Annotated in this window: 10 protein-coding genes; 2 read left to right on the top strand and 8 right to left on the bottom strand. The window is 72.4% G+C overall.

Features of this window, described 5'->3' with window-relative positions; genetic code table 11:
* Positions 1-170: 170 nt before the first annotated feature.
* The 3 genes from ABZ098_RS13170 to ABZ098_RS13160 all read right to left on the bottom strand — a co-directional run bounded on the left by ABZ098_RS13170 (position 171) and on the right by ABZ098_RS13160 (position 4,167).
* A complete protein-coding gene (locus ABZ098_RS13170; RefSeq protein ID WP_356590256.1) occupies positions 171-653 on the bottom strand; it encodes a methylated-DNA--[protein]-cysteine S-methyltransferase in 483 nt (160 codons plus the stop codon).
* 9 nt (positions 654-662) lie between these two features.
* Positions 663-2,132, bottom strand: coding sequence for an AlkA N-terminal domain-containing protein (locus tag ABZ098_RS13165; protein ID WP_356590532.1), 1,470 nt, complete (start codon positions 2,130-2,132; stop codon positions 663-665).
* Between the two features lie 61 nt (positions 2,133-2,193).
* Positions 2,194-4,167 (bottom strand): heavy metal translocating P-type ATPase, encoded by a 1,974-nt coding sequence (locus ABZ098_RS13160; protein WP_356590254.1) that lies wholly within the window; start codon positions 4,165-4,167, stop codon positions 2,194-2,196.
* A 57-nt stretch (positions 4,168-4,224) separates the two neighbouring features.
* On the opposite strand from ABZ098_RS13160, the gene ABZ098_RS13155 reads away from it, so the two are divergent.
* Together ABZ098_RS13155 and ABZ098_RS13150 are read left to right on the top strand one after the other, a co-directional pair.
* Complete coding sequence (locus tag ABZ098_RS13155) at positions 4,225-4,587, top strand: metalloregulator ArsR/SmtB family transcription factor (RefSeq protein WP_057608409.1); 363 nt, start codon at positions 4,225-4,227, stop codon at positions 4,585-4,587.
* Positions 4,588-4,603: 16 nt separating this feature from the next.
* A complete protein-coding gene (locus ABZ098_RS13150; RefSeq protein WP_356590530.1) occupies positions 4,604-5,737 on the top strand; it encodes an MFS transporter in 1,134 nt (377 codons plus the stop codon).
* A 50-nt stretch (positions 5,738-5,787) separates the two neighbouring features.
* On the opposite strand, the gene ABZ098_RS13145 is transcribed toward ABZ098_RS13150, so the two are convergent.
* The 5 genes from ABZ098_RS13145 to ABZ098_RS13125 all read right to left on the bottom strand — a co-directional run bounded on the left by ABZ098_RS13145 (position 5,788) and on the right by ABZ098_RS13125 (position 13,840).
* Positions 5,788-9,645, bottom strand: a complete 3,858-nt coding sequence (locus ABZ098_RS13145) for a glycoside hydrolase family 2 TIM barrel-domain containing protein (protein WP_356590252.1) — start codon at positions 9,643-9,645, stop codon at positions 5,788-5,790.
* Between the two features lie 258 nt (positions 9,646-9,903).
* Positions 9,904-10,554: a hypothetical protein gene (locus ABZ098_RS13140; protein WP_356590250.1), complete on the bottom strand. Its 651-nt coding sequence runs from the start codon at positions 10,552-10,554 to the stop codon at positions 9,904-9,906.
* 189 nt (positions 10,555-10,743) lie between these two features.
* The gene (locus ABZ098_RS13135; protein ID WP_356590248.1) at positions 10,744-11,253 is read right to left on the bottom strand and encodes an O-acetyl-ADP-ribose deacetylase; all 510 of its coding nucleotides are present in this window, start codon (positions 11,251-11,253) and stop codon (positions 10,744-10,746) included.
* A 41-nt stretch (positions 11,254-11,294) separates the two neighbouring features.
* Positions 11,295-12,707, bottom strand: coding sequence for an NAD(P)/FAD-dependent oxidoreductase (locus ABZ098_RS13130; protein WP_356590246.1), 1,413 nt, complete (start codon positions 12,705-12,707; stop codon positions 11,295-11,297).
* 287 nt (positions 12,708-12,994) lie between these two features.
* Complete coding sequence (locus ABZ098_RS13125) at positions 12,995-13,840, bottom strand: inositol monophosphatase family protein (protein WP_356590244.1); 846 nt, start codon at positions 13,838-13,840, stop codon at positions 12,995-12,997.
* Positions 13,841-13,887: the final 47 nt, after the last annotated feature.

Below are 13,887 nucleotides of genomic sequence, written 5' to 3'. Positions count from 1 at the left end.
CCCGTGAGAGTGGACGGAGGAATCATCTTTATCCGTGGCAGGTCGATAGCAACCTCGCGCAGAACCTGCCATTCGGCACCAGAATACACCGCGAGGCAGGGAAGTGCCGAGGTGGACGAGTGACGCGTGGGGTGCCGGGCGACCCGCAGAGACGCCCGGCGAGGCACCGTTCAGAACAGCGACGCCCCCCGTTCGAAGTCCAGCAGGCGCTGCTTGCGCTCCAGTCCGCCGCCGTATCCCGTGAGGCTGCCGTCGGCGCCGACCACGCGGTGGCAGGGGACGATGATGCCGATCGGGTTCCTGCCGTTGGCGAGGCCGACCGCGCGGGAGGCCTTGGGATTGCCGAGGGCGTCGGCGAGTTCACCGTAGGTGCGGGTCTCGCCGTGCGGGATACGCCGGAGCTGTTCCCAGACCGTGCGCTGGAACGGGGTTCCGTGCAGGCGCAGTTCGAGGGTGAACTCCTTCAACTCGCCCTCGAAGTAGGCCTGCAACTGGTACTCCGCCTCCTTGGACCACCCGTCGTTCGGGGTGCCGAAGGTCTCCTGCGAGGGGCGGTGGCGCTGGTCGGTCATGTAGAGGCCGCACAGGACTCCGTCGTCGGCGACGAGTGTCAGCGGGCCGTAGGGACTGTCGATCACGGTGTGCTGCTTCACTGGACGTCCTCACACGGGAAGGAAGTTGATCGGGTGGCTGTCGGTCGCCCACAGGTACTGGACGGCGTAGGCCCGCCAGGGCCGCCAGGCCGCCGCGCGGGCCGTCAGCGCTGCCGGGGTGGAGGGCAGGCCCAACTCCTGGGCGGCGCGCCGGATTCCGAGGTCGGTCGGGAGGAAGGCGTCCGGGTCGCCGAGGGCGCGCATGGCGATGACGTCGACGGTCCAGGGGCCGAAGCCGGGGAGGTCGAGGAGGCGGGCGCGGGTCTCGGACCAGTCGCTCTCGACACCCAGGTGCAGGCTGCCGTCGGCCAGTCGGTCCACCAGGGTGGTGAAGGTCGTACGGCGGGTGCGGGGCATCGCGAGCGAGGCGGGGTCGAGCGCGGCCAGTGCCTCGGGGGTCGGGAACAGGTGCGTCAGGCCGCCCTCGGGGTCGTCGACGGGGTCGCCGTGGGCCGTGACCAGGCGGGCCGCGTGGGTGCGGGCCGCCGCGGTGGAGACCTGCTGGCCCAGCACGGCCCGTACGGCGAACTCCGCCTCGTCGACCGTGCGCGGGACGCGTCGGCCGGGTGCCTTGTCCACCAGGGGGGCGAGCAGCGGGTCCGTGCGCAACTGGTCGTCGATCGCGACCGGGTCGGCGTCCAGGTCGAGCATCCGGCGGCAGCGGCTGATGGCGACGGTCAGGTCGCGCAGGTCGCTCAGCGTCAACCGGCAGGCGATGTGGTCGGGGCGGGGCGTGAGGGCCACGACACCGTGCCCGTACGGCAGTCGCAGCGTGCGCCGGTACGCGCCGTCCCGCCACTCCTCCACGCCCGGGACGGCGGTGGCCGCGAGGTGCCCGAAGAGGTTGTCGGGGTTGAGGGGGGCGCGGAACGGCAGGCGCAGGGACAGGAAGCCGGGGGTGTCCGGCGCGGTCTTCCTCGCGGCGCGGGCGCGCAGGTCGCCCGGTGCCAGCGCGAAGACCTCGCGCACGGTGTCGTTGAAGGTGCGGATCGCGGAGAAGCCGGCCGCGAAGGCGATGTCCGCCATCGGGAGCGCGGTCGTCTCGATGAGGATCCTCGCCGTCTGGGCGCGCTGGGCGCGGGCGAGGGCGAGCGGGCCGGCGCCCAGTTCGGCGAGGAGCTGGCGTTCGACCTGCCGGGTGCTGTAGCCGAGGCGGGCGGCGAGGCCGGGTACGCCTTCGCGGTCGACCACGCCGTCGGCGATCAGCCGCATCGCGCGGGCCACGAGGTCGGCACGCTGGTTCCACTCCGGCGAGCCCGGGGTGGTGTCGGGCCGGCACCGCTTGCAGGCGCGGAAGCCCGCCTGCTGGCAGGCCGCCGCGCTCGGGTAGAAGGTCATGTTCTCGGGCTTGGGCGGGACGACCGGGCAGCTCGGCCGGCAGTAGATGCGGGTCGTCAGTACGGCCGTGAAGAACCATCCGTCGAACCGCGCGTCCTTGGACTGCACGGCGCGCACACAGCGCTCGGTCTCGGTGTACATCCCCGTCTGCATGCGTCCAGCATCGACCACCCGACAGAGCTCGGCTGGCGAGAATCCGACATCAACCTCGCGTGCCCTGGGACGGGACCTGGCCCGGTCGCCACGCGGACTCGCGCAGGAGCCGCAGCCCGTTGAGGCCGACGAGGACCGTCGAGCCCTCGTGCCCGGCGACGCCGAGCGGCAGCGGGAGGTGGCCGAGGAGGTCCCACAGGACGAGTCCGGTGATGAAGGTGCCCGCGATCACCAGGTTCTGGAGGACCAGCCGGCGGGCGGTCCGGGACAGCCGTACGACCGCCGGCACGGTCGCCAGCTCGTCCCGTACGACGACCGCGTCCGCGGTCTCCAGCGCGAGGTCGGAGCCCGCCCGGCCCATCGCGATGCCGGAATGGGCGGCGGCGAGCGCCGGTGCGTCGTTGACGCCGTCCCCGACGAACAGCACCTTGCGGCCGGCGTCCTGGAGCTCCCGTACGGCGTCCACCTTGGCCTCGGGCAGCAGGTCGGCGCGGACGTCCACCAGGCCGGTGGCCTCGGCGACCCGCGCGGCGGCCCGGGCGTTGTCGCCGGTGAGCAGGACGGGGGCGGTGCCGGTCAGGGCGGTGAGCGCGGCGGTGGCGGCGGGGGCGTGGGGGCGGAGACGGTCGGTGAGGGCGAGGGTCCCGAGGGGGACGCCGTCGCCGGTCACGAGGACAACGGTGGCGCCGGCCTCGGGGCGGTCCGCGCCGGTGTCCGGAAGGACGAGGTCCGAGGGGTCACCGGGCCGCCCGACCTCGATCAGCCGTCCTTCGACCACCGCGGTCACGCCGCTACCGGGCACGGCGGCGAAATCCTGGGCGGCCGCGACCCGCAGCCCCCGCTCCCTGGCCGCCCGCACCACGGCCCGCCCGAGCGGATGCTCGCTCGGGTGCTCGGCCGCGGCGGCCAGCGCGAGCAGAGCGTCCTCGGTCAGTCCGGAGCCCGGCAGCGGCCGTACGGCCGAGACCTCCGGGGCGCCTTCCGTCAGCGTCCCCGTCTTGTCGAGGGCCACGGCGTCCACCTCGCCGAGCCGCTCCATCGCGACCGCCGACTTGACCAGGACGCCGTGCCGCCCGGCGTTGGCGATGGCGGACAGCAGGGGCGGCATGGTCGCGAGGACGACCGCGCACGGCGAGGCGACGATCATGAACGTCATCGCGCGCAGCAGCGCGTCCGTGAGGTCGGCGCCGAAGGCCAGCGGCACGCCGAACACGGCGAGCGTGGCGACCACGATGCCCACCGCGTACCGCTGCTCGATCTTCTCGATGAACAGCTGCGTCGGTGCCTTGGTCCGGGAGGCCTCCTCGACCAGGGTCACGATGCGGGCGATCACGGAGTCGGCGGGGTCGCGCTCGACGCGGACGCGCAGCGCGCCGGTGCCGTTGAGGGTGCCGGCGAAGACCTCGTCCCCGGGGCCCTTGGGGACCGGGAGGGGTTCGCCGGTGATGGTGGCCTGGTCGGCCTCGCTCGCGCCGTCCACGACCCGGCCGTCGGCGCCGATGCGCTCGCCGGGACGGATCAACAGCACGTCTCCTACGGCGAGTTCACTTGTCGGGACCGTCTCCTCGCCGTGCTCCGTGACCCGGGTCGCCGCCGTGGGCGCGAGGTCGAGAAGGCCGCGTACGGAGTCGGCGGTGCGGGCGGTGGCCAGGGCCTCCAGGGCGCCGGACGTGGCGAAGATGACGATCAGCAGGGCGCCGTCCAGGACCTGGCCGATCGCGGCCGCGCCGAGCGCCGCGACGATCATCAGCAGGTCGACGTCCAGGGTCTTCTCGCGCAGCGCCCTGAGCCCTTCGAGGGCCGGTTCCCAGCCGCCGGCGGCGTAGGCGAGCGCGTACAGCGGGCCGTACGCCCACCACGGCAGGCCGCCCAGGTCCAGCGGGAGCGCGAGCAGGAACGCGGCGGTCGACGCCAGCGCCCAGCGGGCCTCGGGCAGGGCGAGGACCCGGGTGCGGCGGGGTGCCGGGTGCGCGGGCGAGGGGACACGAACGGGGGTGAGAGTCGTGGACACCCGAGCAACCATACAGGAACACATGAAGACTCATTCATCTGTTCATGTGCGATGGGTAAGATACCGCCCATGGGTCATGGAGCCGTCACCACCGCGCAGGAAACCGCCGAGCGGGTACGTCTGGACGCGGCGAACGTGGCCAAGGTGGCCACCACCCTCCAGGCCCTCTCCACCCCCTCCCGCCTGCTGATCCTCGCGCGGCTGCGCGAAGGGCCGCTCCCGGCGACCGAGTTGGCCGCCGAGGTGGGCATGGAGCAGTCGGCGTGCTCGCACCAGTTGCGGCTGCTGCGCAACCTGGGCCTGGTCGTGGGCGAGCGCCGGGGCCGCTCGGTGGTGTACGCGCTGCACGACCACCATGTCGCCGAACTGCTCGACCAGGCCGTCTATCACGTGGAGCACCTGCGACTGGGGCTCAGTGACGCCACCGAGTGAGCCGCCCCGGCAGGTGATGTGGCCGCTGTACGCGGCCGGTTTCACCACCGCCTTCGGCGCCCACGGCATCGCCGCGAACCTCGGCGCGGACTCCGGGGACGCGGTCACCTCGCTGCTCGTGCTGGGCGGTCTGCTCGCCCTGTACGACGGTGCCGAGGTCGTGCTCAAGCCGCTGTTCGGGACTATCGCCGACCGGATCGGGGCCCGCCCGGTGCTCCTCGGCGGGCTGGTGGCGTTCGCCGTCGCGTCCGCGCTCTACGCCCTCGCCGACAGCCCCGGCTGGCTGTGGGCCGTGCGGCTCGGGCAGGGTGCGGCGGCCTCCGCCTTCTCCCCCGCCGCGTCCGCGCTGGTGGCCCGGCTGAATCCTGCCGCCAAGCACGGGCGGGCCTTCGGGAGCTACGGCTTCCACAAGTCGGTCGGCTACACCCTGGGCCCGCTGCTCGGCGGGGTGCTGGTGTGGGCGGGCGGGTTGCGGCTGCTGTTCACGGTGCTGGCGGTGCTGGGCGCGGCCGTGGCGGTGTGGGCGCTGATCGTCGTACCCGTCGTACCGCCGCTCCCCCGGGCCCGGCAGACCGTCCTTGACCTGGCGCGGCGGCTGGCCGACCGGGCGTTCCTGGTCCCGACGGCCGCGCTCGCCGGGGCGACCGCCGCGCTCTCCGTGGGCGTGGGCTTCCTGCCCGTGTCGGGCGCGGTGGCGGGACTCGGCACGGTGGCGACCGGTGCCGCGGTGTCGGTGCTCGCGGCCTGCGCGGCGGTCGTGCAGCCGCGCGCCGGGCGGGCGTTGGACGCGGGGCGGCTCACGGTGCGCGCTGGGCTGACCGCCGGGTTGCTGCTGGCGGCGGCCGGTCTGGGCTGCGCGATGCTGCCGGGGCTCGCGGGTGTGCTGTCGGCTGCCGCGCTGATCGGCGTCGGTACCGGGCTGATCACCCCCCTGGCCTTCGCGGCACTCGCGGCCTCGACCCCGCCGGAACGGCTGGGGCAGACGATGGGGGCGGCCGAGCTGGGACGCGAACTGGGAGACGCCGGCGGGCCGTTGCTGGTCGCCGGGGTGGCCGCGGCGGCGACTCTGACGTACGGGTACGGGGTGCTGGCGGTGCTGCTCGCGTGCGGTCCGGTGGTGGCGGTGGGTCTGCTGCGCGGGCGTGGGTGAGGCGTTCCCGGCGGACCGGGGGGACCGGGGACGCCCCACCCACGCGTGCGCTAGGAAGTGGCCGTCGGCCGCCGCGAGGCCGCCGTCGCCCGGGTCACGTCCCTCAGGGGCCGCAGCCGGTAGGTGTACGCGTAGTCCCGGTTGGCGAACAGCTTGTACTCGTCGTGGGTGTGCGCGCCCCAGCTGTTGTCACCGCCGACGCCCATCTGCCGGTGGTTCACCCTGAGGACGACCGCGTCGCGCGGGGTGAGCTGGTAGTCGTGGCGCACTCCGTTCGACAGGTCCTCCGGGGTGAAGTGCGAGGCGTTGACCTCCAGGAGGGGCTCGCCGGAGACCAGCAGTCCCACGCCGTCGCGGTCGGTCAGGGCCGCCCAGCGGACGTCGGTCTTGTTGCCGTTCTCCTGCGGGCGGATGTAGGGGGTCCACTGCTCGGCGACGGTTCCGGACCAAAGCCCCACGTCCGTACCGTTGTTGCGGTCCCAGTGGTTCTCCTCGGGTCCGCGGCCGTAGTAGTGCAGCCGGTCCAGGCGGCGCGGCAGGAACAACATCGTGCCGACCTCCGGTATGTACGGCAGTGAACTCGCCCCCGGGTGCAGCGTGTTGTCCACCTTGATCTCGCCGTTGCCGAAGACCGTGTAGGTCGTGGTGTACGTCGACTCGGTCGTCGTCGGCAGGGTGCCGCTCACCTTGATCTCGACGGCCCGGTCCCCCAGCGCCCGCACGCCGACGTCGGTGACCTTGCGGTTCGCACCGGCGTCCCGCCAGGTCTGGTTGCGGGTGTGCTGACCGTTGCCGTGGTCGTTGTCGGTGGGCGCCCGCCAGAAGTTCGGGACGGGGCCCGAGGTGAGCAGTCGGGTGCCGTGGGCCCGATACGACGTGATGGTCCCGCTGTCCTTGTCGACGGTGACGGAGAAGTCCTTGCCGTCGACGGTGACGTGGCCGGAGGCGTCCCGGTGGGTCAGGGCCGGGACCTTCGCGAGCGGTACCGGGGTCACCGCCGGGCTGTGCGCGTCGACGGCGAGCTGCTGCTTGGCCACCTCGAAGCCCGCCTTCGCCCAGGGTGTGGACTCCTTGGTGGTGAAGGAGAGTCGGAGGAAGTACTCGGCGCCGGGGGCGGGGGTGCCGGGGAGCTTGTACGGGACGGTGATGGTTTTGCTCGACAGCGGTGCCACGTTCAGCTGGTCCCGTGTCAGCCGACCGCGCTGCACCACCTTCCCGTCGGCGGTGAGGGTCCAACTGCCATCGAATTCGCGGAGGTTGGTGAACAGGTACTCGTTGGTGAGGGTCACCGACCCGTCCGCGGTCCAGGACGCGTTGACCGCCTGGTAGATCTGCTTGACCTCGGCGGCCTTGCCCGTGTGGCCGCGGTCGGCGGTGACGATGCCGTCCGCGACGAAGGCGCCGTCGTTGGGGTTGTCGCCCCAGTCGCCGCCGAACGCGAAGAAGGTCTTCTGGGCGGGCCGCTTCTCCGCGAGCCCCACGGTCGCCGCGTCGAACCAGAACCGCACACCCTCGTCGCCGGGGCCCCGGCTCTCGGAGGCCAGTTCGGCGGCGCTCAGGGGACGGGCGTACACGCGCGCCTTCCTGATCGTGCCGCTGAACTCCCGTGTGGGGTTGTCGACGTCGACGGCCAGCGCGAGCGGCGCGGTGTTGCTGCTGGGCTTCTGGGTGGTGGCCTTGGTGGCCCTGACCTGGCCGTCCACGTGGAGGGTCAGCGTGCCCGCGGCCGCGTCGAAGACACCGGCGACATGGTGTTCCCGGCCCGTCCAGTCGTCCGGGAGCGCCCAACTGGCCGTGATCCACTGGCCGCCGCCGTAGATGAAGAACTCCAGTGTCCTCCCGGACTGCTTGAGGGCGTACTGGGTGTCGCCCTTGGCGATGATCGGCTGGTGATAGCCCGTCACCTTCGGGGTGACCCAGGCCTCCAGGGTCAGCGAGCCGGTGAGGTCGAGGCGGGCGTCGCGGGCGAAGACCGTGGCACCGGAGACGCCCTTGTCGCGGTCGAACCTGGCGCTCGCGGGCAGGACTTCGCCCTTCAGCGCGCCGGGGCCGCTCTCGGTGAGCAACTGGCGCACCGGGACGGGCTCGGTGAGGGACTGGTCGACGAAGTCCCAGATCCAGCCGCCCTGGAGGACCGGATAACGGCGGATGATGTCCCAGTACTTCTTGAAGTTGCCGTTGGAGTTCCCCATCGCGTGGCAGTACTCGATCATCACGTACGGCCGGGTGTCGGCGGTGTTCTTCGCATGCTGTTCCACGCGCGCGGGGCTGTCGTACATCTCCGAGCGGATGTCGCTGATGGTGGGCCGGTCGTCCCCCTCGTACTGGACGACGCGGGTGGTGTCGTACGACTTGATCCAGTCGCGCATGTTGACGAAGGTGCTGCCGCCGCCCGCCTCGTTGCCCAGCGACCAGATCACCACCGAGGCGTGGTTCTTGTCGCGGTGGACCATGTTCTGGGCGCGGGCCACGCAGGCCGCGCTCCAGTCGGGGTGGTTGCCGGGGTACTCGTCACGGATGCCGTGGGTCTCCAGGTTGGTCTCGTCGACGAGGTACAGGCCGTACTCGTCGGCGAGTTCGAGCCACAGCGGGTTGTTGGGGTAGTGAGAGGTGCGGACCGAGTTGATGTTCAGCCGCTTGATGATCGTGATGTCCTTCACGAGGTCCGCGCGGGTGAGCGCGGTGCCGCGGTCGGGGTGCATCTCGTGGCGGTTGGTGCCGCGGAAGGAGACCGGCTTGCCGTTGATGCGCATCAGCCCGTCCTTCAGGGCGAACTCCCGCAGGCCGACGCGGTGCGAGAGCGTCTCGATCACCTTGCCGGCGGGGTCGCGCAGCCGCAGGACGGCGGTGTAGAGGTTCGGGTGCTCGGCCGACCACAGCTTGGGCGCGGGCACGGCCTTCGCCGCCTGTACGGTCGTCTCGTCGCCGGCGGCGAGGGCTACGGCCTGCTGGAGCGGGCGTGACCAGACCGCGTGGCCGCCCGCGTCGTAGAGCTGTGTCTCGACCGTGTAGCGGCCCTGGTTGTCGCCGCCGTAGTCGCGCACGCTCGCGGTGACCGAGAGCTCGGCGGAGGTGTAGTCGTCGCCGAGCGGGGTGTCCAGCTTGAAGTCGCGCAGGTGGACGGCCGGGGTGGAGTAGAGGTAGACGGAGCGGAAGATGCCGCTCAGCCGGATCATGTCCTGGTCTTCCAGCCAGTCGCCGTCGGAGTAGCGGTAGACCTCGACCGCGATCTGGTTGGTGCCCGGTTTGAGGTGCGGGGTGATGTCGTACTCGGCGGGCGTGTAGGAGTCCTCGTGGTAGCCGACGAGTTCACCGTTGATCCACACGTAGTGGGCCGACTTGACGCCCTCGAAGTGCAGGAAGGTCCGCCGCCCCGACCAGTCCTTCGGCACGGTGAAGGTGCGCCGGTACTGGCCGACGGGGTTGTAGCGGGTCGGGGCGGCGGGCGGCTGTGCCTCCTCGCCCAGGCCGTTGGGACCCCACCAGGGGTAGGTGATGTTGATGTAGATCGGGAAGTCGTAGCCATGTACCTGCCACACTGAGGGAACGGGAATGGTGTCCCACTCCCTGTCGTCCACGTCGGTGCGGTAGAAGTCGGTGTCGCGCTCGTCGGGGCGGTCGGCGTAGGCGAACTTCCACTTGCCGTCCAGGCTCACGCGGTACGGCGAGCGGGTGCGGTCGGCGGCGAGCGCCTGGCCGACGTTGGCGTACGGCATGAGGGTGGTGTGCGGGGGCTGGGTGCCCACCCGGAAGAGGTCGATGGCGCCGTTCCACTCCGGGGCTCCCTCCACGGCGTGGCCGCGGCCGGCGAGCGGTCCGGAGGAGAGGGCGAGGGCACCGAGGACGGCGGCCCCCGACTCCAGCAGACGCCTGCGGCTGATGGGGGCAGGCAGGTACGGGTGGGACATCGGTGGAACCTTCCTCGGGACGACAGTGCGGTGTACGTACTGAGGGAGCGTCAATTCCTGTGTGCTCTTGGGGACTTTGGGGCACAGGATGCGACTCAACCTAGATCCCGAAGACGTGCTAGGCAATGACTCTGTCGGACTTTGTGGGGTCCTGGTGACATCACGACATGACGACACACGGCACCCCCGCGTGCGCTCACGCGGGGGTGCCGGGGGTGCCGTGGGGCGAGGTGCCCGGTGCCCGGGCGCCGTGTCTTGTCAGCTGGTGGCCGGCAGGGTGGGCAGCCCGCCGCCGAGGAGCCCGGTGACGGTCCCGATCACGGAGCCGAGGAGGCCGGTCACCGCGCCCAGCACACCGCCGACATCCAGCGAGGTCAGCGACTTGAGCAGGTCCTCGATGGTGGACTGGAGCGAGTCCAGCAGGTCGGAGACCGGGTCGGCCGCCGCCGCGGACCGGTCCGTGCCGTTGAGCTGCCCCAGCTTCTCCTGGGCCTCGGTGTTGGCCGCTTCCACGGCCTTCGCGTGGGCGGCCGCCTCGCTCGCGTCGAGGTGCCGGGCGTTCAGGGAGAGGAGGTCGGTGACGGTGCCCAGGAGGGGCTGGAGGGGCTGGAGGAGGCCGCCGTGCTCCGGCCGGTTCAGCGTGTCGAGGCGGTCCAGTGCCTGGAGGCGGTCCAGCGCGTCGAGGTGGTCCAGCGCTTCGAGGCGGTCCGGCAGGGTGTCCGCGTCGTCGGTGGTGGTGTGGGCGGTGTTGTGGGTGGTGGCCTGGGCAGTGGCCGTCCGAGCCACACCGTGATCCGCGGCGCCGTGGCCTGCGTCGACGGCGGCGGCCGCGGTGCCGACCGGGCCGATGATCAGCGCGGCGCAGACCAGGGACGGCAGGAGAAGGCCGCGGGAGACGAGGGGGCGCATGCGGGGTCCTTTCGAAGTGCTTGGTAGGGCCCACCGTGAGAACCGGCCGGGCCTCCCGCAACCGATCGCGAGGGCCACGACCGGCCGGTCACCGCCTCAGGACATCCCTGACCAGGTACTTTTCCGGCGAGCTCCCCCGTTTGCAGCACTCCTGGGGCGTTCGGCCGTCAGGGTACGGGCCTTCCGGCTTCAGGCGACCCGCGCCGCGAACGCCTGGTACGCCTTCTCGTCGAACAGCACGAACCGGACCTCCTCGACCGCCGTCTCCGCCGCCCGTACGGTCTCCACCGCGATCCGGGCGGCGTCGTCGATCGGCCAGCCGTAGATCCCGGCGGAGACGGCCGGGAAGGCGACGGTACGGGCGCCCAGTTCGTCGGCGACGCGCAGGGACTCGCGGTAGCAGGAGGCGAGCAGTTCGGAGCGGTCCTCCTCGCCGCTGTGGCGGGGGCCGACGGTGTGGATCACCCAGCGCGCGTCCAGGTCGCCCGCGGTGGTGGCCACGGCCTTCCCGGTCGGCAGGCCCTTGCCGTAGTGAGAGGCGCGCAGCTTCCGGCAGTCCGCCAGGATCGCGGGGCCGCCCCGGCGGTGGATGGCGCCGTCGACTCCTCCTCCGCCGAGGAGGGAGGAGTTCGCGGCGTTGACGATGGCGTCGGCGCTCTCTCGGGTGATGTCGCCCTGGACGAGCCTGATGGTGGTCATGACCACCACTCTCGCACCGCCTGCGGCCGGCTCGCGGACCTTCAGGTCTGCTGTCGCAGCCTGCGCCAGACGGCCTTCGCGGCGTTGTGTCCCGACATGCCGTGCACACCCGGTCCCGGCGGGGTCGCCGACGAGCAGATGAAGACGGCCGGGTGCGGAGTGCCGTACGGGGACAGGGACAGCTTGGGGCGCAGCATGATCTGGAGTCCGCTGACCGCGCCGGAGGCGATGTCGCCGCCGACGTAGTTGGCGTTGCGGGCGGCCAGTTCGGGCGGGCCGGCCGTGGCGCGGGCGAGGACGCGGTCGCGGAAACCCGGGGCGAAGCGCTCCAGTTGGCGCTCGATGGCGTCGGTGAGGTCGCCGGTCCAGCCGCTGGGGACGTGGCCGTAGGCCCAGAAGACGTGCTTTCCGGCCGGGGCCCGGCCCGGGTCGACGACACTCGGCTGCACGGTGATCATGAACGGCCTGTCGGGTGCCCGGCCCTCCCTGGAGGCGGCGCGCAGGGCGGTGCCGATCTCCGCGCTGTCGGCGCCGATCTGCACGGTGCCCGCGCCGCGCGCCTCCTTCGCGGTCCACGGCACGGGGCCGTCGAGGGCGTAGTCGACCTTGAAGACACCCGGGCCGTAACGGTAGCCCTCGTAGTAGGTGCCGAAGCCGGCGATGCGGGCCAGGGCGGTGGGCGAGGTGTCGAAGACGTACGCGCGGGCGGGCGGCAGGTCGTCGAGCCGCTTGACCTCGTAGTCGGTGTGGACGGTGCCGCCGAGGTCCTTGAGGTACGCGGCGAGCGCGTCGGAGATGGACTGGGAGCCGCCGCGGGCGACGGGCCAGCCCCGCGCGTGCGCCGCGAGGGCGAAGACCAGACCGATGGCGCCGGTGGCGAAGCCGCCGAGCGGGGCCATGACATGCGCGACGAGTCCGGCGAACAGGGTCTTCGCGCGCTCGTCGCGGAAGCGGCGCATCAGCCACGTCGAGGGAGGGAGGCCGACGAGACCGAAGCGGGCCAGGGTGACGGGGTCGCGGGGCAGCGCGGTCGCGGGCAGCGACATGAAGTCGCGGGCCAGGGTGTCCCACTTGGGCAGGAACGGCTCGACGAGCCTCCGGTACGTGCCCGCGTCGCGCGGTCCGAACGAGGCTGCCGTCTCGGCGACCGACCTCGACAGCACGGCGGCGGTGCCGTCGGTGAAGGGGTGCGCCATGGGCAGCTCGGCGTGCAGCCACTCCAGGCCGTAGCGCTCCAGGGGCAGGGCGCGGAACGCCGGCGAGTTGATGCCGAGGGGGTGGGCCGCGGCACACGGATCGTGCCGGAAGCCGGGGAGGGTGAGCTCCTCGGTGCGGGCGCCCCCGCCCACGGTGCCGCGCGCCTCGAAGACGGCCACGGAGAAGCCGCGGCGGGCCAGCTCCACGGCAGCCGTCAGTCCGTTCGGCCCCGCACCCACCACGACCGCATCGAGCATCGACGGCACCTTCGGACTCCTTCGTCAGCCGATGGCCAGAGGATCAGGATATGCCGGGGGACCGACAGTCTCGGGGCGTGGGGGTAAGTCGGGCGGACGGGACTCGGGGCAGGGGCCTGGGCGGGCCTCGGGGAGGAGGCGGGCCTGGGGGGGGAGACGGCGGGCCTCGGGGAGGAGGCGGCCCTCGGGAAGACGACGGCGGGTCCACGGCGGCCCCGGCCTCTGCCCCCTCACCATGTCCTGGACCCGGTGCACGACTCCGGCCTCCGCCCGGGCCGGCCGTCGCGTCAGGCCTCGCCCGCGAGCAGCCCCCTCACCCTCCGGGCCGTCGCCGCGTCGCGGGCAGCGGTGAACGGGAGGGTGTTGCCGCCCTTGATGCGGAACGGTTCGCCGGTGAGGGTCAGATGGGCGCCGCCCGCCTCCTCGACCAGCAGCAGGCCCGCCGCGTGGTCCCAGGCCGCCTCCCAGGAGAACGCCACCGCGTCCGACTCGCCCCGGGCCACGGCGAGATACTCCAGGCCGGCCGAGCCGCACGGGCGCGGCGCGACGCCGTCCGTCCACAGCCCCAGCAGGCCGCGCTTCTGGTCCTCCGTGGTGTAGTCCGGGTGGGAGGTGGCCACTTGGAGGTCGCGTCCCGGGTCGGGAGTGCCCGCGTGCAGCCGCTCGCCGTCGAGGAACGCTCCCCGGCCGCGGATCGCCGTGGCCAGTTGGTCACGGGCCGGTGCGTAGGTCCAGGAGGCCAGCAGGACACCGCTCCTCGCGAGGGCGACCAGCATGCAGAAGCCGGGCTCGCCGTGCACGAACTGGCGGGTGCCGTCGACGGGATCGACGATCCAGACCGGCGTGTCGCCCTGCAAAGCCTCGTACGACACCGGGTTGGCGTGGACCGCCTCCTCGCCGACCACGACGGAGCCGGGCAGGAGGGCGCCCAGCACCTCGGTGAGGTACTGCTCGGCCAGCCGGTCGGCGTCGGTGACCAGGTCGTGCGGGCCGGCCTTCTGGTCGACCTCGTGCGCGGCGAGCCGCCGGAAGCGCGGCATGACCTCGGCCGCGGCGGCCTTGCGCACCGCCTCTTCCACGTCGCCCGCGTGCCGGTCGAGAAACTCGTCGATGGTTTCCGTGTCTTCGATCATGACTCCATGAGAGCACGCGGGACTGACAATCCCCACCCGCCCGGTGA

The organism is Streptomyces sp. NPDC006335 (assembly GCF_040612795.1).
Lineage (GTDB): Bacteria > Actinomycetota > Actinomycetes > Streptomycetales > Streptomycetaceae > Streptomyces.
The sequence above is the reverse complement of the archived record's forward strand: the minus strand, read 5'-3'. Positions and strand labels throughout refer to the sequence as shown.

Coding starts and splice junctions, on each gene's coding strand:
- ABZ098_RS13165 (WP_356590532.1), bottom strand. CDS start 2,132: ATGTACACCGAGACCGAGCGCTGTGTGCGCGCCGTGCAGTCCAAGGAC.
- ABZ098_RS13160 (WP_356590254.1), bottom strand. CDS start 4,167: ATGGTTGCTCGGGTGTCCACGACTCTCACCCCCGTTCGTGTCCCCTCG.
- ABZ098_RS13155 (WP_057608409.1), top strand. CDS start 4,225: ATGGGTCATGGAGCCGTCACCACCGCGCAGGAAACCGCCGAGCGGGTA.
- ABZ098_RS13150 (WP_356590530.1), top strand. CDS start 4,604: ATGTGGCCGCTGTACGCGGCCGGTTTCACCACCGCCTTCGGCGCCCAC.
- ABZ098_RS13145 (WP_356590252.1), bottom strand. CDS start 9,645: ATGTCCCACCCGTACCTGCCTGCCCCCATCAGCCGCAGGCGTCTGCTG.
- ABZ098_RS13140 (WP_356590250.1), bottom strand. CDS start 10,554: ATGCGCCCCCTCGTCTCCCGCGGCCTTCTCCTGCCGTCCCTGGTCTGC.
- ABZ098_RS13135 (WP_356590248.1), bottom strand. CDS start 11,253: ATGACCACCATCAGGCTCGTCCAGGGCGACATCACCCGAGAGAGCGCC.
- ABZ098_RS13130 (WP_356590246.1), bottom strand. CDS start 12,707: ATGCTCGATGCGGTCGTGGTGGGTGCGGGGCCGAACGGACTGACGGCT.
- ABZ098_RS13125 (WP_356590244.1), bottom strand. CDS start 13,840: ATGATCGAAGACACGGAAACCATCGACGAGTTTCTCGACCGGCACGCG.